Consider the following 26,002-nt stretch of genomic DNA (forward strand, 5'->3'; position numbering starts at 1 on the left):
GTGTGACCTAGCGTAATCTGTTTCCCGGTCATGACATGTCTGTCATGAAACCAATCTAACCATTGACTTGCGCCGCTTGCGAGCGCCGAACCAGAGGGTGGAAAGTTGCTGGATCTTGATCTCCGTCGCCTCATTGGCCGTTTGAATACCTATTCCCGGCGTTCCCTGGAATCCGCTGCCGGGCTGGCGGTTACCCGAGGCCACTACGAGGTGTCGATCGAACACCTGCTGCACGTCTTTTCCGAAGACAGCCAGCATGATGTTCAAAGTGCCCTGAGGCATTTCGAGATTGACCCCGCTGTTTTGCGCAAGGGTTTGCAATCGGTCCTGGAGAAGATGAAGACCGGCAATCAGGGCCGTCCGGTCTTCTCGCCGCTTCTGATCGAGCTCATCTCGGATTCCTGGCTGATCAGTTCCGTCGAGCTGGACCTGGATCAGGTTCGTTCCGGCAGCTTGCTTGCAACGATCTTCGCGCAACCGAACCGGTATGGCGATGACCGCTGGATGCAACACCTGGACGCCATGTCCTTTGCCGAGTTCAAGAAGAACTTCGGCGAAATTATCGGCAATTCCGAAGAGACAACTGCTGGACTGACCGCCGTTGCAGCTGGCGACGACAAAGCACCGTCCGTTGCTCCGGGCATGAGCCCGGATAGCGCGCTGGCAAGATTTTGTACCAATTTTACGCAGGCCGCCCGGGAAGGGAAAATCGATCAGGTGTTCTGCCGGGATCGTGAGATCCAGCAGATGATCGACGTTCTCGGCCGCCGCCGGAAAAACAATCCGATTTGTGTGGGTGAGCCGGGCGTGGGTAAAACCGCGGTTGTCGAGGGTCTTGCCGTCAAGATTGCCGAAGGCGATGTTCCGGACATGCTGAAGAATGTTGAACTGATCGGTCTCGATCTTGGCATGCTTCAGGCCGGTGCCGGCGTTAAGGGCGAATTCGAAAACCGCCTGAAAGGCATTATCGATGAGGTGAAGTCCTCCCCGAAGCCGATCATCCTGTTCATTGATGAAGCGCATATGCTGATCGGTGCGGGCGGGTCCGCCGGTGGCGCCGACGCCGCCAACCTTCTCAAACCGGCACTTGCTCGTGGTGAATTGCGCACGGTCGCCGCCACGACATGGAGCGAGTACAAGAAGTATTTCGAAAAAGACCCGGCACTGGAACGCCGCTTCCAGCTGGTCAAGCTGGATGAGCCCAGCCCGGAACAGGCCATCACGATCATGCGTGGCCTGCGCGGTGCCTATGAAAAGAACCACGGCGTTTACATTCGCGACGGAGCGGTCGTGGCGGCGGCCAAGTTGTCCGCGCGTTACATTTCAGGGCGCCAATTGCCGGACAAGGCGGTCGATGTTCTCGACACGGCTTGTGCCCGTGTAAAGCTGTCCCTCTCGTCAAAGCCGTTCGTAATCGAACTGAAAGAGAAACGCTTGGGCGAGTTGAACCGCGCCTTGGAGTCCTTGAAACGGGATTATCAGGCTGACTTCAGCGGCGGCGAGCTTGACGTTGAAGAGATCGAGGCCGAGATCAAGACAGCGGAAACCGAGATTGCGGACTTGACCGCCCGTTGGCAGAAGGAACTCGGCATCGTCAACGAAATCCTCAAGCTCCGCCATGAACTAGGCTTGAGTTTGGCTGGCGATGAACCGGCTGATGTGGAGACGGTTGAAGCAGAGGCCGAGGCAGCCGCTGACGCCAATGACGGCGGCTCAGACACACCGGCAGACGAAAGCGCACCTGCGGAAGCAGCGCCGGACGCGGACGCCATGAAAGTCCGGTATGCGGAGATTGCGCAGGACCTGAAGGAAGCGCAGGCGGGCGATCCGCTGGTTTCCTTCGAAGTTACGGAAGAAGCAATCGGTCAGGTCATCTCTGATTGGACCGGAGTGCCGCTGGGCCGGATGGTTGAAAATGAGGCCGATTCCGTTCTCAAACTCTCCCAGAACCTCCAGGCCCGCGTCATCGGCCAGGATCACGCCATCCAGGCCGTGGACGAGGCGCTGAGAACAGCCAAGGCCGGTGTTCAGAACCCGGATGCCCCGATGGGCGTGTTCCTGTTCGTTGGTCCGTCCGGGGTGGGCAAGACCGAACTGGCGACAGCCATCGCCGATCAGCTCTTCGGCGGTGAGCGTTTCCTGATTTCCATAAACATGTCCGAATTCCAGGAAAAGCACACGGTGTCGAAGCTGGTCGGATCCCCTCCGGGCTATGTAGGCTACGGCGAGGGTGGCGTTCTGACCGAAGCCGTTCGTCAGCGGCCTTACTCCGTGGTATTGCTGGATGAGGTCGAAAAGGCCGATCTTGAGGTGATGAACCTCTTCTATCAGGTCTTCGACAAGGGCGTTCTGTCCGACGGGGAGGGCCGCCAGATCGACTTCAAGAACACGATTGTGGTTTTGACGAGCAATCTTGCGACCGACGTCTTGACGGAAATGGGGTCCTTGCCGAACAAGCCGGATGTGGATGAACTGGTGGCTGCCTGCCGTCCGATCCTGAGCGCGCACTTTAAACCGGCTCTTCTGGCGCGGATGCAGATCGTGCCATTCTATCCGCTGATCGGCGACCCGCTGGAAAAGATTGTCCGCCTGAAGCTGAACAAGGTTGGAAAGCGCCTGCGCGAAAACCAGAAGATGGAACTCGAATATTCGGACGACGTCGTCAAATCGATCGCCGCACGATGCACGGAAGTCGAAACCGGAGCCCGGAATATCGACCACATCGTCAACCGCACCATCTTGCCGGAGCTGTCCACCGAGCTTCTGACGCAGATGGGCGGGGAGGATGCCGATTTCACCAAAGCCTCAATCGGTGTCGGTGAGCCCGGACACTTTACCTATACGCTGTCCTGACGGCGGCACCAGATCCGGCGGCTCAAGAAAACGGTTGCCGGTGCGGAAGTGAACAACAGGCTGGACAGCGGCTGAAACGGCTGCTCTCCACCTGTATTTCCCGGCGGAGGCCGGATGGTGGGAGACCTTTATGCTCGATGAGATACTGGAGCTGACCGAAGCGCTCGCTGGGGCAGAAAAAGTTGAGACTGTTCTGGACCTGGTGCTGGATTCCGCACTGAAGATCTCACGTGCCGAAGGTGGATCCATCTACACGCTCGACACGCTCGGCCGGAACCTTCACCGGACAGCTTCGAAATATTTCAGCACTGCGTCGGCTGTTCCCTCCGGAGAGCGGATCGATATTTATGGCCCGGACGGGGTGCCTAATCTCAATTTGCCGTCGGCCCTTGTCGTATCCACGGGTACAGTGATCAATATTTCCGATATCAAAACGGCGGTCGGATATGATTTTTCCAGGATCGAGGAAGACGACCGTGTTGGCGGAACGACTACCCGGTCCCTCGTCATCGTTCCGATGACTGTTTTGAAAGACCGCTCGGTCGGCATCCTGCAATTAATCAATACCCGGAACGGCGTCGACCAGATCGGAGCCGTCAACGAGAAGGCGCTGAAACAGCTTCAGGCTCTGACCATCCATGCGGGCATTTGCCTTTGGAATGCGCGCATTCTTGAAGAAAATACGCGGATGAAGAAACAGTTCGACCGCTATGTGAACGAACTGCCGAAACAGATGACGAAGCGGCCGGACAAGCCGCTGAAACCCGCCCACAAAAAACCGCAAGGCCTGGTCGGTGACAGCCCGCCGATTGAAAAAGCAATCAACCTGATCGGCAAGGCAGCCGGTTCCGATGTTCCGATCCTTCTGCGCGGCGAGACCGGTACAGGGAAGGAGATGATGGCGGCCTTCATCCATCAGTCGAGTGACCGCACAGACAAGCCGTTTGTTGTGCAGAACTGCGCAGCCTTGCCGGAAGCCCTTCTGGAAAGCGAATTGTTTGGGCATGTCAAAGGCGCGTTCACGGGTGCTGGCACCAACAAGCAGGGACTGGCGCATGAAGCGCATAACGGCACGCTGTTTCTTGACGAAATTGGGGACATGCCGCTTGCACTGCAGGCGAAAGTCCTCAGGCTGCTTCAGGAAGGTGAAGTGCGGCGGGTTGGCGCCACAAAAACCGAATACGTTGATGTCCGGATCGTTGGCGCGACCAATGTCAATCTGGAGGAGAAGATCGAGCAGGGCGAGTTCCGGCGGGATCTCTTCTACCGGCTGAACGTCTTCCCGATCAATTTGCCCCCGCTTCGCGAACGTCCTTCCGATATTCCAAAGCTTATCGACCATTTCCTCAAGCAGGGCGCTGCCAAGGCGGGCCGCCCCGTGCCGGTTGTTGATTCAGAGGCGCTCGATGCCCTGATGTGCTGGAGTTATCCGGGGAATGTGCGGGAATTGAAGAACATTCTGGACCGTGCCCGGTTGATGGCGGAAGAGGGCTATCCGATCCAGTTGGAACATTTGCCGATTGAATTGTCAGGGCCGCGCGATGGGATAGGCGGGCGCATGCCGTCATCGATCCCGGACGGAGACCTGAAATCGATTGTCGGCCAATATGAAGCGCTGGTCATCGAAGCGAAAATGCGGGAAGCTGGCTGGAACAAAACGAATGCGGCCCGTTTACTGAAAGTAAGCAGGCGCACCATTATTGAAAAGCTCAATAGGTATAACATCACGCGCCCGGCCGGTTTCTGACGCCTGGGGGCTGCAGACGAAAGCTCGGACCGCTGCGACTTTTTGGATCAAAACCGAAGAAGATTGATCCGGCTGGAAATGGGCCGGATACCTCCGGGCTGCTGCAGCAGTTCGTAACAGGTCGGCTTTCGTATGACGCGCTGGTTCACAAGCTGAAGGACAGTGCCGCCCAGTCAGCCGAACATGCTGGTACTGTTTTGAAAACCCTTTCAGAAGCGGTGGAAACGGGCCGGATCCCGAATGATCTGGCGCAGATTATACGCACCCAGCTTCCGCAAGGCAGTCACGCCGTACCGGACAATGAACCTCCAGTGAAAGCAACTCCACAAGGTGATGCCGACGACCTGGATGAGCCAACCATTCCGCATGCAGTGGTCCGGGAAGAGGCGCCGCAGAACCCTGGCCCGAACCAATCGCCGTACCTGCCGCCTTTACCCTATCTGACCAGCCCGCCCGCTCATGCCGGGGATGAAATGCGGGAACGGGTGGACGACGTTGTGCTCGGGTCGCTTGTGGAAGGATACAAGGACTTCCGCAAAGCGCGGGAAAGCGGAGAACAAAACACACCTGCCGAGGAAGACACCGGAAATCTCGATCAGTTCCTTACCGGATACAAAAGCGCCCGGATGCGCTCGGATGCGCGCAGGGCAGCCTCGGGGCACTCGCGCGGGGCGGCAAGCCTTGAAAGTCTTGAAACCGGTCACCGCGCGAGAGCCGATGTCGGCTCTATCCTGCGGGACCGTTTTGTGCTGGACGAGGAAATCGGCCGGGGCGCCATGGGCATCGTTTATTCTGCGGTGGACCGGCGGCGGCTCGAAGCGGGGCATGACGAGCCTTATGTGGCGATCAAACTTTTGAACGATACCGTTCGCGCCGACGTGGATGCCCTGCGCCAGATGGAGGCAGAGGCGCGAAAATCCCAGATGCTGGCCCATCCGAATATCGCCAATGTCTACGATTTCGACCGGGATCGCGGCGAAGTCTTCATTGTGATGGAGCTGTTGCAGGGAACAACGCTGGACCGGCGCCTTTCGGCAATGGTGGGGCGGCCCCTGCCGGGGAGCGAGGCGTCCACATTGCTTCAGGGCATGTGCGCCGCGCTTGTTTATGCCCATAGCAAAAATGTTGTGCATTCCGACCTGAAACCCGGCAATGTTTTCGCCCATAAAGGCGCTGCCAAGTTGCTGGATTTCGGACTTGCGGCCGTCACGTCCGGTGACGCGAGCGGCTCCGGTCTGCCGAGCGGTCTGACGCCGAGCTATGCAAGCCCTGAAATGTTCGAAAATGCGCCGCGCGACCCCAGAGACGACGTGTTCGCACTTGGCTGCATCGCCTATCAAGTGCTGTCCGGACGTCATCCCTTTGGCATGATGCCGATTGATGACGCGGTCAAAAATGGCGCGCGCCCAGATCCGTTGGGTGACCTGGAGCCCGGTGTTTGGGAGACAATCGAAGCAGCACTTGCCTTCCAGAGGGAGGCCCGCCTTCCCAACGCGGAGGCGTTTCAAACGGGGCTATTTGCCCGCAGTGTTTAAATCAGCGGGTACCCGATCAAAGGCTATTCGATAGAGTCGACAATTGCCTCAATTGCCTTGGTGAACTGGTGGTCAGGATGCAGGGTTCTGATCAAACCCGTGCTGCCGATCTGGATCAGGTCTGTTGATAGCGGCAGGACGGCCGCGACCGGGGTACGGTAATTCGAAAAGATCCGCTGCGACAAGTCTTGAAAGTCGAACGTCTCAAGGGCCTTGTTGACGACGAGGAAGAGCTGCGGCACCTCGAGTTTACGGGCGAGCTCAAGCGTCACGGCGGTTCCCTGATAGTCCTGGATATCAGGCCGCAGGATCAACAGGAGCGTGTCTGAAATTGCGATGGACAGGAGCGTCTCTTCGTTAACCCCCGGATGGGTGTCGATCAGCAGATAGTCGAGTTCCATGGTCTTGCAGAATTCCATGAAACCGCGGTTGAGCGACTCCACATCATACATTTCCTTCACGATCCGGGCGATGTCTCCGGTCTTGATGGAGGAGGGGATGAGGAAGACCTTGCCGGGACCAGAGATTGACGGCGCCCCATCGGGGCCTGTCACGCCGTCGGTGATATCCAGAACCGTGTCCTGGATGCTGCAATAGCCCCAAAGATAGTTGTTGAGCGTATGGGTGACCGTGTTCAGATCAACATGAAACAGCGTGTGAATCCCGGGCGATTGAATGTCGGTGTCGACAATGCCAACGCGATATCCGCGCAGAGCAAGGCTTGCCGCGAGATTCGCGGTCACATTCGATTTGCCGGTCCCGCCTCGGTAGGAATGGGTTGAAATGATTTTGGTCACGCAGATCTCTTTTGTCTGATTAGCTATCTGAAGTCTTGTACTTGGCGCGCAGCGACTTGGCCCGGGATTGCAGGGACCGGAAGTAATCCGTATCGGCGACCTTCTCGACTTCCATTTGCGCCTCTGCTTCGTCATAGGCGACTTCAAACTTGTCCAGCCGGACCTTGAGTTCCGCGTTTTCCTTGCGCAGCTTGGCCTGAGCCATCTCCAATTGCCGCCGGGTTTCAGACAGATCCTCGATCAGCTGGCTGGAGTGGAACTCGCGCGCTTCCACCTGGACCACCATGCTGGAAAACGTTTCCGCAAGGCCGCGGATGGCCGCCGGAACGCTTTCATCCGTGATGACGTTATAAAGGTCTTCAACATCTTCATAGCGGCCGTTTGCAATTGCCTCACATGTCTTTGCAAGACTGGCAATGGCAGGCTCTATGGTGCTGGGTGAACTCACGGCACATCCCTTGGTGATTGTTGCGGCTTGATGCCGTTTGCCCATGGATACATCACCTGTCCCCCAAGCCCAAGGCAAAACTCCCGAACCGCGCCAAGACCTTGCGTCAAAACGGATTATGAAGGGCGGTTGCCCGGGCAATGCAGATTGCGCGGGCTGGAGAATAAAGCGCCTTGGAAACACGCTGAGAATGACCGGCAGTTTGAGATAATCGCAGCGGCATGTGAGAATTCGCTTTCCGTTCAAGGCTGCCTGATCTACGCAATTGGACCTTGCGAGACTGATTTGGAGACAGGCTTGATTCCCTTCGATGTTCTTTCGGTTTTCTTCGCGGCTGCCATCGCGCTTGGATTGGCGCCGGGTCCCGATAATCTCTTTGTTCTGACGCAATCAGCCCTTCATGGAAGGCTGGCCGGTTTCGTCGTCACGCTTGGCCTTTGCACGGGGCTAATATTTCATTCCGCCGCCGTGGCGCTGGGTGTCGCTGCAGTGTTTCAAACGTCGGCTTTGGCCTTTACCGTTCTGAAGCTGGCAGGCGCGGCCTACCTTCTTTATCTCGCCGTGCAGGCTTTCCGGGCCGGAGCGGATGATCCTGAAAACCGGGACGTTCCGGACTTGTCGCTCCTGGCGCTCTATCGCAGGGGCATCGTGATGAATGTCACCAACCCGAAGGTGGCGATCTTCTTCCTGGCGTTCCTGCCCCAGTTTTCCGATCCTGCGCGCGGCCCTGTTGCGGGTCAAATCCTGATCCTGGGCGCCTTGTTCATCTGCGCAACGGTTCTTGTCTTTGGCGGGGTCGCGCTGGGCGGCGGGACGCTCGGCAATTTTCTGAAGCGGTCGCCGGCCGCGCAGATTTGGCTGAACAGGCTGGCGGGCGCGGTCTTTGCAGCACTTGCTGTCCGTCTGGCCCTGGCAGAGAGGTGACCATCCACAACCGGTTTGCGCTCTCCGCTTAGTTTGGACATAAACGGCACAGACAAGATAACGCAGTGACTAGAAACTGGTTTGGGGATGGGAATGCCGGATTTCAAAGGATCGATACCAGCACTGGTAACACCGTTTCGAGAGGGGGACGTTGATTACGAAGCGCTGGCGCGGTTGGTCGAGTGGCACATCGAGGAGGGCAGCCACGGGCTGGTTGCCGTCGGCACGACCGGCGAGAGCCCGACCCTGCCCAAAGACGAGCACAAGCAAGTCGTCCGTGAAGTTGTGCGACTTGCCGCCGGGCGGATCCCGGTAATTGCCGGCACGGGGTCGAACAGCACGGACCAGTCGCTGGACATGCTCCAGGCGGCGGAAGCTGCGGGTGCCGACGCCGCGCTCATCGTTACACCCTACTACAACAAGCCGAACCAGGCCGGCCTTCTGGCGCATTACAAGGTGCTCCACGACAACAGCACGCTCCCGATCATTCTCTACAATATTCCTGGCCGCTGCGTGATTGACCTCGAGCCGGAAACCATGGCGGAAATGGCCCGGTGGCCCCGGATCATCGGTGTGAAAGATGCGACCGGAAGCATGGAGCGTGTCAGCCAGCAGCGCGCCCAATGCGGCCGGGAGTTTATTCAGCTGTCCGCCGAAGATGCCGCCGCGCTGGGCTTTAACGCCCATGGCGGGGTTGGCTGTATTTCGGTCACGGCAAATGTGGCGCCGCGGTTGTGCGCCGCATTTCAGGAGGCGTGCCTCTCTGGCCGGTGGGACGATGCGCGCGATCTTCAGGATAGACTGCTGCCGCTGCACAATGCTCTGTTTTTGGAACCGCCCGCCGCTTGTGCCAAATACGCCCTGTCGCGCCTTGGGCTTTGCACGGACGAAGTCCGCTCGCCGCTGACAACACTTGAAGACACCACCAAATCAGCGCTGGACCGGGCCATGGCGGCGGTTGGTCTGACAGGGTAGGCCACGCGTCTCGGCAATCGCCCCGAAGGGCAGGTATTCAAAACAGGCAGTTTATGATCGTCGTCCAGAAAGCCAATCCGGAAGATCCGCAAGTTCAGAAACTCATCGAGGCGCACGTGGCCCATGGCAACGCGCATTATCCGGCGGAGAGCAATCATCATATCGGGGCGGGCAGTTACGCCGACAGCGGTGTGCAGCTGTTCGGCGCCTGGGAGGAGGGGACGATTGTCGGCATGGCGGGTCTTAAAGCGCTGGATGCAAGTCACGGCGAACTGAAATCCATGCATGTGCTGGATGCTGCGCGGGGGAAGGGCGTCGGGGCCAAATTGGTTGCGGCCGTTCTTGAGGAGGCGCACCGTCTTGGTTTGAACCAATTGTCTCTGGAAACCGGCAGCCGGGAGGCTTCCAGCGCCGCCCGCCGTCTCTATGAGCGTTTCTCGTTTCAGTATTGCCCGCCCTTTGGCGGCTATGCTGAGGATCCGGAAAGCGTATTCATGACGCGGCCTGTTGGCCCCTTAGTCCAGCATCACGAGCGGGATGGCGCCTGACACGAAGATTGAGCGCGCACTTTCAGCCCGCATCCCCGCGTAACGCGGGGATGAATGCCGTTTCTTAAGACCCAGATCGAGAGGCGGTCTTAACGAGCCTGTCCTTACTGCACGCGTGGGAACAGGGTTCCAAGCTCGCCGAGCGGATTGCCGCCAGGTAGTCTGTCCAGTTCCGGTTTCCAGGGCGTTTCCGCACTGGGAGCGTTCAGCATCGCAAGAGCCTTCCCGGAAGAGGCCGGAATGACCTGGCGCAGGGCTTCGAACAGGACCCGCTGGCAATCGAGCGTGACATAGAGAACGGTCGCGCAGCGCTCGCGGGTCTCTTCGTTCTTGAACAGCGACCAGGGCGCCTGTTGATCGATGTATTCGTTCATCGCGGTGGCCGCTTCGACGATCTTTTGAACCTGCGCCGGAATGTCAGCCATGTCGATCCAGGCACCAAAACCGGCAACCGCATCCAGAACCGTCTTGCGCAGCGCCTCGTCTTCTGCGGTCAGTGCGCCCGGTGCTGGGACCTTGCCGTCGAAGTTTTTGTTGGAGAACTTGGCGACGCGGGACAACAGGTTGCCGATCTTGTTGCCAAGCTCGCTGTTGAACGTCTGAATGATCAGATCGACCGATATCTGGCTGTCGCTGTCCGCCCGCATGTGACGGGCGAGATACCAGCGCAGGCCGTCAATCCCAACTTTTTCGGCTACTTCTTCCGGGTCCACCGTGTTGCCGATGGACTTCGACATCTTGACGCCGCCCGCACCGACCCAGTGGCTGTGGACGGAGAGCTTCTTTGGCAGTGGAAGACCGGCCGCCATCAGCATGATCGGCCAGTAGACACCGTGCGGCTTCAAGATGTCCTTGCCGATCAGATGCTCGCAGCCTGCCCACCAGTCTTCATAACCGTTTTCAGGCCAGCCGATGTTGGTCAGGTAGTTCGCCAGCGCGTCGAACCAGACATAGGTCACAAAATCCTGGTCAAAGGGCAGCTCCACACCGAGCGTCACGCGTGACTTTGGCCGGGAGATACAAAGATCCTCCAGCGGTTCGGCCAGCATCTTTTTCAGTTCGTTCTTGAACGCTTCTGGCTGCACGAAGTCGGGATTATCGTCGATATGCTGCAGGAGCTTCTCGCGGAACGGTTCCAGCTTCAGGAAGTAGTTGGTCTCATCCGTCGTCTCGACCTTCATCGTCGGGTGCAGCGGGCACTGGCCGTCTTCGGTCAGGTCGCTTTCCTTCTTGAACTCTTCACAGCCCTTACAGTAGGTGCCGGTGTACTGCTTCTTGACGATCAGGTCCTTGTCGAAAATCGTCTGTTCCATTCCGGCAACGGCAGTCTTATGGCCGTCGCGGCTGGTGCGCACGAAATAGTCGTAGGACACGCCGAACTGGTCAAAGACGTCTTTGAACTCCTTGCAGCGCATGTCGAGATAGGCGTTGACGTCCATCTCCAGGTCTGCAGCTGCTTCCTGGTTCTTTTGGCCGTGTTCGTCCACACCGGTGGACAGCATCATCTCATAGCCCAAAGCCTCCCGGTTCCGCTTCATGATGTCGGCAACGATCGATGTGTAGGCATGGCCAATATGCGGCTTGCCATTGACATAGTAGATCGGGGTCGTGATGTAGCTTTTCATCAGGTGCTTTCGAAGTTCCGGGCAAAGTCTGTCGGGGACGACATTTATATGTGATGTGTGCGACCGCACAGGGCAAGTGCGCGCTATATTCCATACTCAGGGCTTGATGGAAAGGGGCGGCGGCGGGAAAGCCGAGACGCCGCGAAAATATGCCGTCGTCTTGTCCGCCTCCAAGTGGGGGCACTCTCATTTCCAATTACCGAAGCGCTCGATTGAAACAGCGAACGCTCTGCTCCTTAATCGATCCCGGGTCTGGGCGAAGGCTTCACCCGGGAGGACGAAGGAGCGTAGGTCTCGATTTTCCCATCTCGAGACGACTGTTGAGTCTACCTATCCAATCAGCCAGATCCCGGCGAGGACGAACAGCGCCAGAAAGGCGGTTTGGGTCACAACCATCCAGATCGCAGGGCCGCCGACTTCCAGAAGTTTCGGGATTGACGTTTTCATGCCAACGGCCGCGATGGCGGCAAGCAGTGCCCAGCGGGACACCTGGCTGGCCGTATCCTTGATCAGGTCCGGGATGAGCTCGAAGGAATTCAAGGTCGCCAGAACAAGGAAGGCGATCACAAAGCCGGGCATTAGCGGCGGCCGGCTGGCGCCGGGATCCATCCCCTTGCGCAGGATCAGGGCCGCAATCAGCACGATAGGCGCAAGAAGTGTAACCCGGATCAGCTTGACCAAAGTGGACAAATCTCCGGTTTCTTCGGAAACCGAAAAGCCAGCGCCGACCACCTGGGCAACATCGTGAATGGTGCCGCCGAGAAAGACGCCGGTTTCATCCATCGTCAGCCCGAGGTAACTGGTCACGATGGGATAGAAGATCATTGCCATGGTCGACAGCACGGTCACGGTGATCACGGTGAACGCGAGATCCCGCTCGGCGTTCTCGCGCTTTGGCAGGATCGAACCGATGGCCATGGCTGCCGAGGCGCCGCAAATGGCGACGGCGCCACCGGACAGGAACGAAAACAGCCGGTCCTTGCCAAACAGGCGGCCGACCAGAAGCGAAAAGCCGATGGTGGCAAAAACACCCGCAACCACCAAAAGAAGGAAGGGCAGACCGAGGGACTGCACCATCTCGACACTGATGCGCACGCCCAGAAGCGCCACACCAATCCGCAACAGGGTCTTGGCGGAAAAGGCGATCCCTTCCGATGTCCGGGTTTCCTCTGACAAAAAGTGCAGGGGCATGCCGAGCAAAATCGCCATCAACATGGCCGGAGCGCCATAGTGCTCATTCAAAAACTGCGCCGAGATCGCCACCAGACCTGCAATGGCAACTCCCGGGAAAAGCTCATTGGCCCGGCTTTTGATCGTTTCGACCATTTGGCGTCCTTGTTATTATCTGTCGACCGGCAGGCCGCTGGGTACGGCGTCGGGAATCCCGAAAGGTGGGGAAGTCACGGAATCCGTGCCTGTAAGCGCTTTCATAAAAGCAACTATATCATCGATTTCACGGTCCGAAAGAGTCATCGGCGGGAGATCGCGAAAAAGACTCTGCCGGGCCATCTCCCGGCTGTCGGTCCAGACCACGAAATCGATTGCCTCCAGCCAGGGCGCTGCGGGCAGGCGGGCATCCTCCGGCTTCCACTCGGCAAGCATACCGTCCGGGTCCAGGTGATGGCGGATAATGCCGTCAAGAGTCGCATAGGCACCGTTGTGGCCATAGGGGGCGGTCAGCTCGACATTTCGCAGCATCGGCGTCCGGAACCTGTAGGCGTCTTCCAGGCGGTTGCTTTCGCCCATGCGGCCCACATCCCGAACCATCGGATCGAATATGCGTGTCCGGCCAGGGCCAAAGGGCGGCAGGCCAAGCGCATGAAACTTCTGATCGGACAAGAGCGGGCCAGAGTGGCAGCTCGCGCAGTTTGCCTTCCCATAAAACAGGGTCAGGCCGCGGACCTGCTGATCGGACAAAGCGGTTTTGTCGCCCTGAAGATATTGATCAAACGGGCTGTCAAAGCTTTGCCATTCCACCGCCTGGAAAGCCGCCAGTGCATTGGCGATTTCGACAATGGTCACCTGTTCGGGTTTCTCAATGTGATCAAAGGCTTCGACGAATCTCCTGCCATACTCAGGAATGACCCGCACCCGCTTTGCCATGATGGGCCAGGCAGCATCGATCCGGTCATGGACCGCGCCTACGATCTCGTTTTCCTTCAGATTTCCCGCCATTTCGAACTGGGCCACCAGCGGGAAGACGGCCTGCGCCGCCAGAAGCGAGTTGAAACCTTCCGGCAGCCACTCTTCGGCCGGCGAGTTGAAGCCGTTTTCGAACGTGTCGGCAATGGACAGGCGTCCGTCATGAAACAGGGTATGAAGGTCTTTTGCGCCTAAATTCCAAAGGCCTGGCGCATTTCTCGGAATCCTTTTCTGAATCCGGTCCGGGCCCGAGCCTGCCGTTCTGTTTAGTCCAAGGCCTTCGCCGCCCTCGCCAATGCCGAGAGACAGCCGGTCGCCTGTACCAAGGGTGGGATGATGGCAGGTGGCGCAGGCAATATTCCTGTTGCCCGACAGGATCTTGTCGTAAAACAGGAGCTGACCGAGTTCGGCCTGTTTCCGGTCGAACGGAATAAAGGCGTCCTGTGTCAGGGGGGCAGGCAGATCCGCTGCACTCGCGGTCAGGGACGTTGCAAAAACCAGGGGAATGGCAAGCGCCAAATGAAACATACGCTGAAAGCCGCCGTGATCGCATTGACCGTTCTTGCCGGTCCGGCCTTTGCCGAAATCGAAGAAGCGCGCGACATGATGGAAGCCGGCCAGTTTGAGGAAGCCAAAGAAGCGCTGTGGCCGGCCGCCCGGTCCGGCAATGCGGACGCGGAGGAACTGATCGGCGTCATGTACGCCATGGGACTTGGTGTCGAGCGGGACGACCAGCGCGCCTTTGAATGGTACCTGCGCAGCGCCATGAAAGGCCATCCCGGCGCGCAATCCGGCGTTGGCTGGTACTACGAAATCGGCCGCGGCCTGCCGGCCCCCGATCTGGTGCGCGCTTACATGTGGTATACGCTGTCCGCAATCGGCGGCGATCCCGATGCGGCTATCTCTTTGGAAGAGGTGGTCAAGAAGATGACCCAGGAAGAGATCGATAAAGCGCATATTCTTGTCGATGACTATAAGGTCTGGATGTACCCGTTCAGATGATGGCTGTTTGACCTGATCGGCTCAACCCTTTCATGGATTAAAGACCTGAGCGGATGAGAACTTTTGCGCCAGATGAAAAGCCCGGCCTGGCCGGGCTTTTCCTGTTTTAAGCGGTTAGTTCAGGTCGGCGTCGCGTGCGCCATTGACGTCCGCCTCAGCCGCAGCAACGGCTTCTTCAAGTGCGCCGAAGATCTCGCCGCCGCGCCCGACATTGGCCTTGAACCAGTCAAACACCGGAGCGGCTGCTTCTCTGAAGGCTGCCTTTTCTTCCGGGGTTGGAACGTAGAGATCGCCGCCGCCAGAAACGAAATCCTCGTAAGCCTGAATGGATTTGCGCTTCGGCGAGGCAAACGTAGCCTGCTGCAGAGCATAGAAGCCGTCTACGACGACACGGCGCATGTCTTCCGGCATGGACAGGAACTTTTCGTTGTTCATCCACCAAAGGGCACCCATGTAGGCATGGCCGTCAAGAGTGACATATTGCAGGCCGGCGTCCGGGAACTTCATGCCCATGATGTCGGTGATGCCGTTCTTGGAGCCTTCAACCACACCGGTCTGGAAGGAAGTGAACAGCTCGGGCCACGGGATCGGGGTCGGGGAGGCGCCAAGGGCCTTTACGAGCACCTGCGGAAGGTCCGCAACAACGGTCCGGATCTTGAGGCCTTCCATGTCGGAAGGGGATGCGATCCGGCGCTCGGTATTGGCAAAGTTGCGCCAGCCGCCAGTATTGCCGATGGTCATCAGGCGGATTGTGTTCTGGCTGTCTTCCAGTGCCATTGCGCGCATGGTGCGGACAAAATCACCGGACAAAACGTGTTCCGCGATGCGGTCATCAGCCATCATGTATGGCAGGTCGAGGACCTGGACATACGGAAAGATGCCGGACGCGCCACCGGACGTGGAGATGTAGATGTCGATCGCACCGCCTGAAACGCCTTGCAGGCACTCAGCACCATTTGAGCAAAGCTGCGTCCCGATGAAGAGTTCGACTTCAATGGCACCGTTGGAAGCGGCTTCAACGTAGTTCTTAAATACGATCAGACCATCATAGTCTTCATCGTTTTCGTTGGAGTTCGCGGTCGCCCGCAGCGTGTAGTCGGCGGCAACGGCACTCATGGTGGAGCCGGCTAGCATCGCCGCCACCGTGAGTGATTTCAGTGCAGATTTGAGCATGAGGTACCTCCCTGTTGAGCTCAAGATCAGTTGGCAAATCCGGTCAGACGCGGGATCGTCATGGACAGTGCCGGAATATAGGTGATCAGGAAAATCACCGCGATCTCCACCGCCAGAAACGGTAGAATTGCCTTGGCTATGGTTTCAACCCGTTCCCTTGAAACCGACGCTGCGACAAACAGGACAAGCCCCATCGGCGGTGTCGCCAGACCGATGGTCAGGTTCACGCTCATGATGATGGCAAAATGGATCGGGTCAACGCCCATCTGGGTGAAGATCGGCCCGAGGATCGGGCCCAGGATGATGATGGCCGGTCCCGCATCCAGGAACATGCCCACTACAAACAGCAGCAGGTTGATCAGGAACAGCAGGATCAGTGGATTGTCCGACAGCGACAGAACGAAAGCGGCCATGGTTTCGGGCGCATGGCTCAAAGAAACTACTGTTTTGAAGGCCATGGCAGCGCCAACGAGCAAGAGTACAACTGCCGACGTGATGCCCGCACGGCTCAGGACGCCCGGGATCTCATGCATCTTGATGGAATGCAGAACGAAGAACCCGATCAGGAGCGCATAGGCAACGGCGACAGCCGCCGCTTCTGTTGGCGTGAAAACCCCGATCAAGATACCGCCCAGAATGATGATCGGCGTTTGCAGAGGGGCGACGGCCTTCTTGCAGACAACGCGGAAATCGCTGGACACAGCCCCCCGCAGGCCCATCAGGATGAAGTGGGAGATGATCAGCATCACCACATACAAGATGGCGTAGAAAAGCCCGGACTGGCCGTCAAACCCGAACAGGCCGGTCAGCAAATTGGCAAGCGCATAGAGCAGGAATGCAAGGTTGAGGCGCAGGACGACAAACGAGAACCAGTATTCGACCGGGGCCATTGTCTGGCCCGGATTCACAATCCGCTGGGCCTTGGGCAGGTCGTATCTGTTTGCCATGAAGCGAACCATGACCATCAGGCCGATGCCGACCATGGCACCGGGTACGATGCCCGCAAGGAACAGGGCGGCAACACTCTCACCCATGACATACGCATAGATGATCATGATGCCGGAAGGCGGAATGATCGGCCCGATGACAGAGGAGGCCGCCGTGATCGCTGCAGCAAAACGGCGTGTGTATCCCTGCTTTTCCATCGCCGGAATCAGCATCGAACCAAGCGCGGACGTATCCGCAACGGCTGATCCGGAAAGGCCTGCGAACAGCATGGAGGAAAGAATGTTGACGTGGGCGAGCCCGCCGCGCAGATGGCCCATGAGCGCCTGCGAAAACTCGACTAGCCGCATTGTGATGCCGCCCTTGTTCATCAGCTCGCCTGCGAGCATGAAGAACGGAATCGCCATCAGAGGAAATGAATCCATCCCATTGTAGACGTTGCGGTAGAGTAAGGTGATGTCCCGCTCCTGGCCGTTCAGCCACAACAAAAGTCCGGGTGCTGCGAGCAGGCCGAAAAAGACCGGAAGACCGATCATCAAAAAGACGAGAAAGACGGGCAGGAACCAGATCAGCATCAGTCAGCCCCCGCCATGTCAGCATCCGGAATATTCGGCAGCCGGTCTTCCGCTCCGAAGGCGGCCACCAGACTGCGAATGATCAGTTCGACATTCACCAGCAAGAGCAGGATGACGCCGACAAACATGGACATCATCATCCAGCTGCGCGGAACGCGGATCCACTCGGTGAAGGTGAAATTGCCTGGAACGTAGAGGGAAGCGGTTGCGAACTTGCCGCCGAAGCCGGTGACTTCGGCATATCCGATCTGCGCCGCCACGATCAGAACGGACAGGGAGATCAAGAGAAGGACCACGGACAGGATGTTGCCCAGCATGCGGGGCAGCATGAGGTTGATCATGTCGATGGCAACAAATCCGCCGCGCCTCAGGGCCGTCGGTGCCATCAAACCTGCCATCCACAACATGCAAAAGCGCGCGGCTTCGTCCGGCCAGGGCAGGGCATTGTTGAAGACATAGCGGAACACGACTTGGATCAGGATGGCCACCACCATGAGCGCGACCGCAATGATGCCGATAGCTCTGCCAAGACGCAAAAGATGCGTGTTGACGAAGGCAAGCGGCTTGAGCGCTGCCAGCAAAATGCCCATGTGGGCCCTCCCTAGTTCTTTTTATCGGGGCAGCGAGCCGCCCCATTGTCCGCCCTTATTCTGGAGCGATCTGGCCGAGTTTGCCGGAAAAAAATGTCAGCGCATCCCCCTTGCGCATTTCCGCCTGCATGACCTGTCCAAGGACGATCAAATGATCGCCCCCGTCATAGGCTGCAAATCTCTTGCATTCGAACCGGGCAAGACAGTTCTCAATCAAGGGAACACCCTGTTCGCAAAGCCTGTATGTCAGCTCGTCAAATGCATGGGCGTTCTTGACAAACCCATTGCAGATTTCAGCCTGTTCATGGCTGAGAATGTGAATGGCGTACCGCTCAGCCTGCTCGAAATACCGGAACCGCCGGGACCCCTTGTCCGGCATCCAAAGCACCAGCGGCGGGTCCAGTGACACGGATGAAAAGCTGTTCGCCGTAATGCCGACAGGACCATCGTCGGAATCTGCGGTGACCACCGTGACACCGGTTGCAAACCGCCCGAAAGCGTCGCGGAGCATCCGGGTGTTGTCCGTGTCCGGTTCGAAGGTGACGGAGTGATCTGCGTTTTGCATTGTCATCAGGGAACCTCGTGTCCAAGGGCCGCTTCATAAAGGCGGTACCAGGTTTCGCGGTCAATTATGACTTTGAGCGCGTCGGAGATTTTACCGATCCGTTCGAGATTGTTGGTACCCATTACCGGCAGGAGTTTTGCAGGATGCGCCAACAAAAACGCCACGGCAACTGCGGACCGGTCTGTGCCGAAGGCCTGGCCGATCTCATCCATGACGGCCCCGAGAGAGCCGCTATCCGACATCAGGTCGCCGCCGCCAAGCGGGGACCAGGCCATCAGCTTGGTGCCAAGTCGCTGATGGAAGGCCAGATCACCGTTGGTGAATGGCGAGACTTCCTTGAGTGATATTTCGATCTGGTTGGTGATCAGCGGTGCGGACATGGTCGACTGCAGAAGCTCCCAATCCCACGGGCGGAAATTGGACACACCGATGTTTTTCACTTTCCCGCTCTTCACCAGATCATCAAGGGCAGCACCCGTCTCATGATGATCCATGAATGGGTCGGGCCGGTGGATCAGAAGAAGATCGATCGTATCGATGGCCATGTCCTTGAGCGAGTGCTCGACCGACTTTTCGATGTGGGCACGTGATGTGTCGTAGTGTTTCACCTTGGCGTCTGCGTAACGCCCGACAGGCGCGACGATGTCGCATTTGGTGACGATTTCCATCTTCGAGCGCAGCGAAGGATTGGCCTTGAGCGCTTCCCCCAACACCGCCTCTGCGATGTAGCCGCCATAAATGTCGGCCTGGTCAAAGGTCGTGATGCCCTGGTCAAGACAGGATTGGATTTTGCGCTCCACATGTGCGGCAGATGTATCCGTGTCATCACCAAGCCGCCACATGCCATAGATGATGCGGGAAAACTCGAGTGTGTCTGAAAGATTGACGCGTTCCATTAGCGGCGGACTCCATTGCCAAGAGGGGTTTCAGGGACAGCGGCCGGAACGCGGCCATAGGCATGCGGAAGCGAAACGGTCTTCAGGCTCGGCATCACCCGGGCACCAAAGTGTTTGGCTTCTTCTTCGTGCGGGTATCCGGAGAAGATGAAGGCCCGGATGCCCATTTTCTGGTACTGCTCAATCTTGGTCATGACCTGATCGGTGGAGCCAACAATCGCCGCTCCGCAGCCCGACCGGGCACGCCCGACACCGGTCCACAAGTTCGGCTCGATATAGCCGAATGCGTCCGCGATCTCGCGGTTCTTGGCCTGATGGCTTACGCCCAGGGATTTCGCATCGAGTGCCCGTTCGCGGATGGCTGTGCCTTTTTCATTATCCAGTTTGGAGACGATATAGTCGGCGTATTCCTGAGCTTCTTTTTCGGTGTCCCGGACGACCATGTGCACGCGCAGGCCATAATCGAGGGTTCGGTCGTACTTTTCGGCGACCGCATGAACCGCCTTCATCCGACCCTCGAGTTCCTCGATTTTTTCCGGCCACATCAGATAGACGTCGCAATGCTGGCCGCACAGATCGAGCGCGGCTGGCGAATAACCACCGAAGTAAAGAAGCGGTCCGCCGGTCTGGTAGGGCCTTGCCGGATCTGTCGTCAGGCCCTTGAAGTTGTAGATCTCACCTTCGTAATTGATTTCGTCCTGCGTCCAGGCCGGCTTGAGAATTTCGACCACTTCCCGCGAACGCTGGTAGCGGTACCCGCTGTCCGCCTGTTCACCAGGAAAGTCGGAAGAGATAATGTTGACCGTCAAGCGGCCTTCCAGCATGTGATCGAGGGTCGCAATGGTGCGCGCCAGCATGATCGGCTGCATTTCCCCGCACCGGACAGCCGCTAGCAGATTGATCTTGTCGGTGATTGGCGCGCAGCCGGCGACGAAAGACAAAGTGTCCTGGCCGACCTGGTAGGAGGAGGGGCACAAAATATTGCGGAACCCCTGAGCTTCGGCGGTCTTCACAATGGACGAGCAATGGTTCCAGGAAGAACGCAAATGGCCTTCCGGCACACCCAGGAACTGGTAGTCGTCAGAACAGAGCGCGGCGAACCAGGATACCTCCGCCCCCTCCAGTTCCGGCGATGTTACTGGGACTACTGTCATGAAATGCCTCCCGAGCTTTCATTCGTTTTCGCTTGGCTTCGGAAAGCCTTCGATTTCCTCTTGCTTATCACCCGATTTGATGTAAATCAATAGTGTATCAATTTCGAGATTCAGACCCCGAAGACACGATGCGAATGCTGTCTCAAACATCCAACCCGTTGCCGCTCTACGTTCAAATAAGCGAGCTTTTAATTAGGGATATCGCCGCAGGACGCCTCATTGATGGCGAGCGGCTGCCCCCGGAGCGCGACATGGCGGAAGAGCTTGGCATCTCAATCGGCACGCTGCGCAAGGCCTTGGCGGATCTTACGGAAAAAGGCTTGCTGGAACGCGTTCAGGGGTCGGGGAACTACATTCGTCAGGGCGGGACCACAGACAGCATCTATGCCATGTTCCGTCTGGAGCTTCTGGGCGGCGGCGGGTTGCCGCGCGCGGACATATTGAATGTCCAGCGAACGGCAAAGCCCGGCGATCTGCCGGCGTTTGGAACAAGCTCCGAAGCAACACGCATCCGGCGGCTGCGGTATCTGAACGAGACAATGATCGCGGTGGAGGAGATCTGGCTTGATGGCGATGCTGGAACCGTGAAGCGGGAGCTCTTGTCTGATTCCCTTTACCGGTTCTACCAAAAGCATCTTCAGTTCTGGATAAGCCGGGCTGAAGACAGGGTCTCAATCGGCCATGTGCCGGATTGGGCGCCGGATGTTTTCGGCAAGAAGCCCGGAACATCGACGGGGTTCATCGAACGGTACAGCTGGTCTGACCGTCCGAAGCCAATCGAGTATTCGCGGACTTGGTTCGACACCGACAAGGCGCATTACGTCCAACGGCTTAAATGAGGCGGGCATAAAGAAACCGCCCTTGACTGGAGAATAAGGAATGCCTGCGAAGGTGAGATACGGTGTTATCGGCTGCGGAATGATGGGGCAGGAACACCTGCGCAACATTGCGCTTCTTCCCGACACTGAAGTGACCGTTATTTTTGAACCGGACACCGGAATGGCACAGGCCGCGGCGGAATTCGCCCCAGGCGCTGTGTTTGTTGATTCTGTCGACGCCCTGCTGGATATCGAGGCTCTGGACTGCATCCTGATCGCAAGTCCGAACCACTGCCATATCCCCCAGATGGAAGAAATCGGCCGCAAACGGCCGTTGCCGTTGCTCGTCGAAAAGCCGTTGTTCACGGACCCGAAGGAATTGGCTGCGCTGGACGCTTTCAAGGCTTCCTATCCGGCCCCGGTTTGGGTCGCCATGGAATACCGCTATATGCCGCCGATTGCCGCGCTCATCGAGCAAGCGGAAGAAACCACGGGCGGCATCAAGATGCTCACCATTCGTGAACACCGTTTTCCGTTCCTGGACAAGGTGGGCGCGTGGAACCGGTTCAACCGCTATTCCGGTGGTACCTTTGTCGAAAAATGCTGCCACTTCTTCGATCTCATGCGGCTCATCATGAAGTGTGAGCCGGTGCGCGTCATGGCATCCGCAGGCCAGGATGCAAACCACAAGGAAGAGCGCTACGACGGCGAACAGCCGGATATCCTCGACAATGGCTATGTGATTGTCGATTTCGAAAACGGTGCGCGGGCAATGCTGGAACTGTGCATGTTTGCCGAAGGCTCCCGTTATCAGGAAGAAGTGTCGGCGGTTGGCCCGGCCGGAAAGATCGAAGCGCTCGTCCCGGGACCAGGCCGGTTTTGGCCAAAGGACCTCGGAGAGGCGCCGGTTCCGCAGCTGATCGTATCACCGCGCCATCCGAAGGGCCCGCGCCAGATCGATATTCCGGTTGATCCGGCCATTCTCGATGCGGGCGATCACAACGGATCGACCTTCTATCAGCATCAGGGTTTTGTAGCGGTGGTTCGCGGCGAGAAGCAGCTTCCCGAAGTGTCACTCGAAGACGGGCGGCGGGCCGTCGAGATGGGCCTTGCCGCCCAGCAATCGGCCCGGACCGGCCAGGTGGTCGTCCTGAAAACCCCTGCCGTCTCGTCCGTCGCCTGTTAAGCGATTGAAACTTCCTAGGTGAGCCGGGGCGGAGCTGCCTGCGCCGGCTCTTAGTAGGTATTGCGCAGGCGGTTTTGCGGCGCGAACGCGTTTGTGCGGTCCGTACTGAACCCGTTCCGGCCCTTACGCATGTTCATTTCCCGGATTGGAAACTGGTAATTCCGCCCGGTGTCGGTTTTTTGGCACTGCTGCTTGCGGTAAGCGATGTTTGTCGGGACACCGCGATGGTCCTGCACCAGGACGCAAAAGACATCATAGCGTCCGTTCACGGCGACATTGGTCCGTGCGCCCCGGCGGACGACAATCTGCTTGTGCCGGGTGAAGGACCGGTCGAACAGCAGGAAATTGCAGTATTTTGCCTGCCCGTTCGGGGTCTTTGTGCTCTTGCAGTAGAATGTTTCCGCTTTCGCGGCTGTCACGGAAACCGGCACGGCAGTGGCAGCAGCGCCAAGGGCTGCGACGGCAAGCAGAGTTTTCTTCAATAGGGTCAGCTTTAAACGGATCGGCATGGCGGTCTCCTGGAGAATTGCTGTCGAGCGGTCATTGGGCACGCTTTCAACGTAGCGTAAGCCTCTTTTCCGTGCATGTGATTCAGCGCACATGAAAAGACTGGAGGGCCGATCGGTACCGACTGGACTGCTCTTTGATGGAAATCGTCCTCACAATTTCCCAATGCGCCATGAAGGCTTCATTTTCCGCGCTGATGCTGCTCCAGGGCGTGAGCATATCAATTCACAACTGGACTCTTTTGTTTCCGCCTCGCAAACTGACCGTGCCGTTGCGGCACCAATCAAGAGCCGGTCCACTGGCCATCCTTTCCAGCAAAATGTTTGCCCTCGGGAGGCCCCATGCGCAAAACAATCTCAGTCCTTCTTTCCTCTGCCCTTGTGGTTCAAACGGTCTTCGTTCAAGGCGTTCTTGCAGCGCCTGCGGTGACGACTGCCAATGTCAATTTCAGGCAGGGGCCCGGCACCGGATTTGGCAGCCTTGGAACCGTTGCGAACGGTACGGCTGTCGAGCTGCAGAATTGCGATGACACGGGAGCCTGGTGTTCGGTCAGTTACAATGGCCAGAACGGGTTCATCAGCGGCCAGTATCTCCAATTGACGGAACCGGAGGAGACGACCGGCTGGCCGCGGGCCTTTGAGACCGATGGCGGCGCAACGCTTGTGCTTTACCAGCCGCAGTTCACCGAATGGGACAATTTCAAAACGCTCAAGGCCCTGATTGCGGCCGAATACATCAAGGACAAGGATGCCGCGCCGGTATTCGGCGTCATTGGGGTGAGCGGGGAGACGCTGGCCGATCCCGGCAAGGGAGAGGTGGATGTCACCGGGATCAAGGTCACGCAACTTGATTTCTCGGCGCTCGACCGGGCGTCCTTGACCGATTTGACCTTGCAGGTCGGAAAGATCATGCCGACTGGAACGATCACAATAAAGGAAGATCGTATTACGGCCGGTCTCGCCGAGTACCAGCGCATGGACGATGTGAGCGGCCTGAATGCCGAAGCGCCCCCGGTTTTCGTTTCAAACGAACCGGCCATTCTGGTTCAGACTGAAGGCACTCCGATCTGGGCACCGGTCAAGGGCGACCAGGGCTTGAGTTTTGTCGTCAACACGAACTGGGACATTCTGAAGATAGACGAGACGGAAGAGCTTTATCTGCGGGATGAAAACTCCTGGCTGAAGACTTCTGATATCTCCACGGGCTGGGAGGCTGCCGGAACGCTGCCGGACTTGATCACCAACTTGCCTGATGATGACAACTGGAGTGAAACGCGGGCGGCCATCCCGGGAGAACCTTTCGCTGACAACAAGCCTCCGAAGGTGATCTATTCCGACAAACCAGCCGAAATGATTGTCTTTGAAGGCGAACCGAAGCTTGAACCCGTTGCCGGCACGGACCTTGAGTGGGCTTCCAACACTGATAGCGATGTCTTCTTCCTCAAAAGCACCTCCACCTGGTACATTCTTGTCTCCGGCCGCTGGTTCAAATCCGCTTCCCTTGACGGGCCCTGGACCTTCACCACACCGGACATGCCCTCTGACTTCCAGAACCTTCCCGAAAATGCGCCTTATTACTCTGTGCGGTCGTCCATTCCCGGCACATCCGAAGCCTCCCAGGCCCGCCTGAAAGCGAGTATCCCAACCACAGCGCGCGTAGAGCTTGGCACGGTCAGCGCAGATGTGTCCTATGCGGGAGATCCGGAATTCGAGCCGATCGAAGGCACGTCCATGTCCTACGCGGTCAACACCAACGAGCAGGTCATCCAGGTCGGCGCAAAATATTACGTACTTCAAAATGGGGTCTGGTTTGTCGGCGACAGCCCGCAGGGCCCCTTTGAGGTCGCAACGGCAGTCCCGGACGACATTTACACGATCCCGCCCTCATCGCCGGTCTACAACACGACCTATGTGCGTGTTTATGAAAGTGAGCCGGATGCGGTCTGGTACGGTTACACGATGGGGTATCTCACGGGCTTCCTGGCATGGGGCGTCTTTGTCTATGGCACAGGCTACTACTACCGGCCTTGGTATCGTCCGGGATACCGGCCAATCTATTTCCCGCGCCCTGTGACCTATGGCATCGGAGCGTTCTACAATCCGGTTCGCGGAACATATGGCCGCTATGGCTACGCCTATGGTCCGCGCCGGGGCATTGCCGGCGGCGGGATCTACAATCCGCGGACCGGAGGGTATATCCGGGGTGCGGCCATCTCCGGCCCGCGTGGCAGCGCCGGTTTCATTTCGGCCTATAATCCGCGCACCGGGAACAGGATCGTTGCAGGTGGTGCGCGCGGAATTTACGGGTCCTGGGGCGGTGCTGTCGTGTCCGGTCCGCAATGGGCCCGCACGCGTGACATTCAGGCTGGGGCGGTCCAGCGCTGGAAACGGGATGGTGATTTGGGCCGTGTTGCCAGCCTGGACCGGCGCGGTGATGTGTTCGCTGGCCGGGACGGCGCGGTCTACCGCCGGGATGGAGATGCGTGGCAGAAGTTTGAAGGCGGCCGCTGGGGGGATGTCTCAGCCCCGTCAAGGGACGCCATACAGAACCGGCTGGGTGACGTCGGCGCCGGTCTTGCCGGAGGGGCCATTGGCGCGGGCGCGGGAGCTGCGATCGCGAACAGGCCCAATGCGGGGAACCGGCCAAACGTGCAACGCCCGGCGAACCTGCCTGCCGGTGAACGGCCGAATGTACAACGCTCGGCGAACCGGCCGGCGGGTGACCGCCCGAATGCCCAACGTCCAAATGTGCAACGGCCAAATGTCCAGAAACCGGCGCAAAGGCCCAATGTTCAGCGTCCCGCTCAACGCCCGCAAACACGCCCGGCAGCCCGGCCGCAGGCACCCGCTCACCTCAACAGGGATAGGCGGGCGCGGGATGCAGGGAACCGCCAGGTGAACCGGCAGCGCAATGTTCAAAGGGCACCGCAGCAGGCCAGGCCTCAAAACCGCGGAGGTCAGCGCCGGGGCGGAGGGGGCCGCAGGAGAGGTTGATAAG

22 protein-coding genes are annotated in these 26,002 nt (G+C 58.3%); 10 read left to right on the top strand and 12 right to left on the bottom strand.

Going from position 1 to position 26,002, the window contains the following annotated elements; genetic code table 11:
- The first annotated feature begins 105 nt into the window (after window positions 1-105).
- From tssH to E1180_RS02620, 3 genes are all read left to right on the top strand, one after another.
- The gene (gene tssH, locus E1180_RS02610) at window positions 106-2,853 is read left to right on the top strand and encodes a type VI secretion system ATPase TssH (protein ID WP_155189532.1); all 2,748 of its coding nucleotides are present in this window, start codon (window positions 106-108) and stop codon (window positions 2,851-2,853) included.
- A gap of 130 nt (window positions 2,854-2,983) precedes the next feature.
- Complete coding sequence (locus E1180_RS02615; protein WP_155189533.1) at window positions 2,984-4,600, top strand: sigma-54-dependent Fis family transcriptional regulator; 1,617 nt, start codon at window positions 2,984-2,986, stop codon at window positions 4,598-4,600.
- Window positions 4,601-4,797: 197 nt separating this feature from the next.
- The gene (locus E1180_RS02620; RefSeq protein ID WP_155189534.1) at window positions 4,798-6,135 is read left to right on the top strand and encodes a serine/threonine-protein kinase; all 1,338 of its coding nucleotides are present in this window, start codon (window positions 4,798-4,800) and stop codon (window positions 6,133-6,135) included.
- A gap of 23 nt (window positions 6,136-6,158) precedes the next feature.
- On the opposite strand, the gene E1180_RS02625 is transcribed toward E1180_RS02620, so the two are convergent.
- Entirely contained in the window at window positions 6,159-6,932 is a 774-nt protein-coding gene (locus E1180_RS02625; RefSeq protein WP_283404474.1) for a MinD/ParA family ATP-binding protein, read from the bottom strand.
- A gap of 19 nt (window positions 6,933-6,951) precedes the next feature.
- Complete coding sequence (locus E1180_RS02630) at window positions 6,952-7,380, bottom strand: hypothetical protein (RefSeq protein ID WP_155189535.1); 429 nt, start codon at window positions 7,378-7,380, stop codon at window positions 6,952-6,954.
- A 297-nt stretch (window positions 7,381-7,677) separates the two neighbouring features.
- Here E1180_RS02630 and E1180_RS02635 point away from each other — a divergent pair, with 297 nt between their 5' ends.
- The 3 genes from E1180_RS02635 to E1180_RS02645 all read left to right on the top strand — a co-directional run bounded on the left by E1180_RS02635 (window position 7,678) and on the right by E1180_RS02645 (window position 9,827).
- On the top strand, window positions 7,678-8,304 hold the full coding sequence (locus E1180_RS02635) for a LysE family translocator (protein ID WP_196220511.1): 627 nt from the start codon (window positions 7,678-7,680) through the stop codon (window positions 8,302-8,304).
- A gap of 93 nt (window positions 8,305-8,397) precedes the next feature.
- Window positions 8,398-9,279, top strand: a complete 882-nt coding sequence (gene dapA, locus E1180_RS02640) for a 4-hydroxy-tetrahydrodipicolinate synthase (protein WP_155189537.1) — start codon at window positions 8,398-8,400, stop codon at window positions 9,277-9,279.
- 53 nt (window positions 9,280-9,332) lie between these two features.
- Window positions 9,333-9,827 (top strand): GNAT family N-acetyltransferase, encoded by a 495-nt coding sequence (locus E1180_RS02645; RefSeq protein WP_155189538.1) that lies wholly within the window; start codon window positions 9,333-9,335, stop codon window positions 9,825-9,827.
- Between the two features lie 104 nt (window positions 9,828-9,931).
- On the opposite strand, the gene metG is transcribed toward E1180_RS02645, so the two are convergent.
- The 3 genes from metG to E1180_RS02660 form a co-directional block, all read right to left on the bottom strand.
- Window positions 9,932-11,452, bottom strand: a complete 1,521-nt coding sequence (gene metG, locus E1180_RS02650; protein ID WP_155189539.1) for a methionine--tRNA ligase — start codon at window positions 11,450-11,452, stop codon at window positions 9,932-9,934.
- Window positions 11,453-11,782: 330 nt separating this feature from the next.
- Entirely contained in the window at window positions 11,783-12,778 is a 996-nt protein-coding gene (locus E1180_RS02655) for a YeiH family protein (RefSeq protein ID WP_155189540.1), read from the bottom strand.
- Between the two features lie 15 nt (window positions 12,779-12,793).
- Entirely contained in the window at window positions 12,794-14,122 is a 1,329-nt protein-coding gene (locus E1180_RS02660) for a cytochrome-c peroxidase (protein WP_155189541.1), read from the bottom strand.
- Between E1180_RS02660 and E1180_RS02665 the strand changes: the two genes are divergently transcribed.
- A complete protein-coding gene (locus E1180_RS02665; RefSeq protein ID WP_196220512.1) occupies window positions 14,114-14,596 on the top strand; it encodes a tetratricopeptide repeat protein in 483 nt (160 codons plus the stop codon). The genes E1180_RS02660 and E1180_RS02665 overlap by 9 nt on opposite strands.
- Window positions 14,597-14,710: 114 nt before the next feature.
- On the opposite strand, the gene E1180_RS02670 is transcribed toward E1180_RS02665, so the two are convergent.
- From E1180_RS02670 to E1180_RS02695, 6 genes are read right to left on the bottom strand one after another with little or no spacing between them, the layout of a single operon-like run.
- The gene (locus E1180_RS02670) at window positions 14,711-15,769 is read right to left on the bottom strand and encodes a TRAP transporter substrate-binding protein (protein WP_155189542.1); all 1,059 of its coding nucleotides are present in this window, start codon (window positions 15,767-15,769) and stop codon (window positions 14,711-14,713) included.
- A gap of 26 nt (window positions 15,770-15,795) precedes the next feature.
- Window positions 15,796-17,289: a TRAP transporter large permease gene (locus E1180_RS02675; RefSeq protein WP_155189543.1), complete on the bottom strand. Its 1,494-nt coding sequence runs from the start codon at window positions 17,287-17,289 to the stop codon at window positions 15,796-15,798.
- The gene (locus E1180_RS02680; protein ID WP_155189544.1) at window positions 17,289-17,879 is read right to left on the bottom strand and encodes a TRAP transporter small permease; all 591 of its coding nucleotides are present in this window, start codon (window positions 17,877-17,879) and stop codon (window positions 17,289-17,291) included. The genes E1180_RS02675 and E1180_RS02680 overlap by 1 nt, the downstream gene beginning before the upstream one ends.
- Window positions 17,880-17,934: 55 nt before the next feature.
- Window positions 17,935-18,450 carry a flavin reductase family protein gene (locus E1180_RS02685; protein ID WP_155189545.1) on the bottom strand — a complete coding sequence of 172 codons (516 nt, stop codon included), beginning with the start codon at window positions 18,448-18,450 and terminating at the stop codon, window positions 17,935-17,937.
- The gene (locus E1180_RS02690) at window positions 18,450-19,340 is read right to left on the bottom strand and encodes an aldo/keto reductase (RefSeq protein ID WP_155189546.1); all 891 of its coding nucleotides are present in this window, start codon (window positions 19,338-19,340) and stop codon (window positions 18,450-18,452) included. Before E1180_RS02690 ends, E1180_RS02685 begins: the two co-directional genes overlap by 1 nt.
- Window positions 19,340-20,494 carry an LLM class flavin-dependent oxidoreductase gene (locus tag E1180_RS02695; RefSeq protein WP_155189547.1) on the bottom strand — a complete coding sequence of 385 codons (1,155 nt, stop codon included), beginning with the start codon at window positions 20,492-20,494 and terminating at the stop codon, window positions 19,340-19,342. The genes E1180_RS02690 and E1180_RS02695 overlap by 1 nt, the downstream gene beginning before the upstream one ends.
- Before the next feature lie 128 nt (window positions 20,495-20,622).
- Here E1180_RS02695 and E1180_RS02700 point away from each other — a divergent pair, with 128 nt between their 5' ends.
- Entirely contained in the window at window positions 20,623-21,333 is a 711-nt protein-coding gene (locus E1180_RS02700; RefSeq protein WP_196220513.1) for a GntR family transcriptional regulator, read from the top strand.
- A gap of 40 nt (window positions 21,334-21,373) precedes the next feature.
- A complete protein-coding gene (locus E1180_RS02705; RefSeq protein WP_155189549.1) occupies window positions 21,374-22,498 on the top strand; it encodes a Gfo/Idh/MocA family protein in 1,125 nt (374 codons plus the stop codon).
- 50 nt (window positions 22,499-22,548) lie between these two features.
- Here the strand turns inward: E1180_RS02705 and E1180_RS02710 are convergent, their stop codons facing one another.
- Window positions 22,549-23,007: a hypothetical protein gene (locus E1180_RS02710; RefSeq protein WP_155189550.1), complete on the bottom strand. Its 459-nt coding sequence runs from the start codon at window positions 23,005-23,007 to the stop codon at window positions 22,549-22,551.
- A 339-nt stretch (window positions 23,008-23,346) separates the two neighbouring features.
- Between E1180_RS02710 and E1180_RS02715 the strand changes: the two genes are divergently transcribed.
- Window positions 23,347-25,998, top strand: a complete 2,652-nt coding sequence (locus E1180_RS02715; RefSeq protein WP_155189551.1) for an SH3 domain-containing protein — start codon at window positions 23,347-23,349, stop codon at window positions 25,996-25,998.
- Window positions 25,999-26,002 lie beyond the last annotated feature (4 nt).

Origin of the sequence: Roseibium denhamense (assembly GCF_009711415.1) — a bacterium.
GTDB classification, from domain to species: domain Bacteria; phylum Pseudomonadota; class Alphaproteobacteria; order Rhizobiales; family Stappiaceae; genus Roseibium; species Roseibium denhamense.

Bases quoted from the DNA above. Each gene is read 5' to 3' on its own strand.
- E1180_RS02665 (WP_196220512.1), top strand. From the start codon at position 14,114: ATGAAACATACGCTGAAAGCCGCCGTGATCGCATTGACCGTTCTTGCC.
- E1180_RS02700 (WP_196220513.1), top strand. From the start codon at position 20,623: ATGCGAATGCTGTCTCAAACATCCAACCCGTTGCCGCTCTACGTTCAA.
- E1180_RS02695 (WP_155189547.1), bottom strand. From the start codon at position 20,494: ATGACAGTAGTCCCAGTAACATCGCCGGAACTGGAGGGGGCGGAGGTA.
- E1180_RS02660 (WP_155189541.1), bottom strand. From the start codon at position 14,122: ATGTTTCATTTGGCGCTTGCCATTCCCCTGGTTTTTGCAACGTCCCTG.
- metG (WP_155189539.1), bottom strand. From the start codon at position 11,452: ATGAAAAGCTACATCACGACCCCGATCTACTATGTCAATGGCAAGCCG.
- dapA (WP_155189537.1), top strand. From the start codon at position 8,398: ATGCCGGATTTCAAAGGATCGATACCAGCACTGGTAACACCGTTTCGA.
- E1180_RS02685 (WP_155189545.1), bottom strand. From the start codon at position 18,450: ATGACAATGCAAAACGCAGATCACTCCGTCACCTTCGAACCGGACACG.
- E1180_RS02615 (WP_155189533.1), top strand. From the start codon at position 2,984: ATGCTCGATGAGATACTGGAGCTGACCGAAGCGCTCGCTGGGGCAGAA.
- E1180_RS02690 (WP_155189546.1), bottom strand. From the start codon at position 19,340: ATGGAACGCGTCAATCTTTCAGACACACTCGAGTTTTCCCGCATCATC.
- E1180_RS02670 (WP_155189542.1), bottom strand. From the start codon at position 15,769: ATGCTCAAATCTGCACTGAAATCACTCACGGTGGCGGCGATGCTAGCC.
- E1180_RS02705 (WP_155189549.1), top strand. From the start codon at position 21,374: ATGCCTGCGAAGGTGAGATACGGTGTTATCGGCTGCGGAATGATGGGG.
- E1180_RS02680 (WP_155189544.1), bottom strand. From the start codon at position 17,879: ATGGGCATTTTGCTGGCAGCGCTCAAGCCGCTTGCCTTCGTCAACACG.
- E1180_RS02715 (WP_155189551.1), top strand. From the start codon at position 23,347: ATGCGCAAAACAATCTCAGTCCTTCTTTCCTCTGCCCTTGTGGTTCAA.
- E1180_RS02710 (WP_155189550.1), bottom strand. From the start codon at position 23,007: ATGCCGATCCGTTTAAAGCTGACCCTATTGAAGAAAACTCTGCTTGCC.
- E1180_RS02675 (WP_155189543.1), bottom strand. From the start codon at position 17,289: ATGCTGATCTGGTTCCTGCCCGTCTTTCTCGTCTTTTTGATGATCGGT.
- E1180_RS02645 (WP_155189538.1), top strand. From the start codon at position 9,333: ATGATCGTCGTCCAGAAAGCCAATCCGGAAGATCCGCAAGTTCAGAAA.
- E1180_RS02655 (WP_155189540.1), bottom strand. From the start codon at position 12,778: ATGGTCGAAACGATCAAAAGCCGGGCCAATGAGCTTTTCCCGGGAGTT.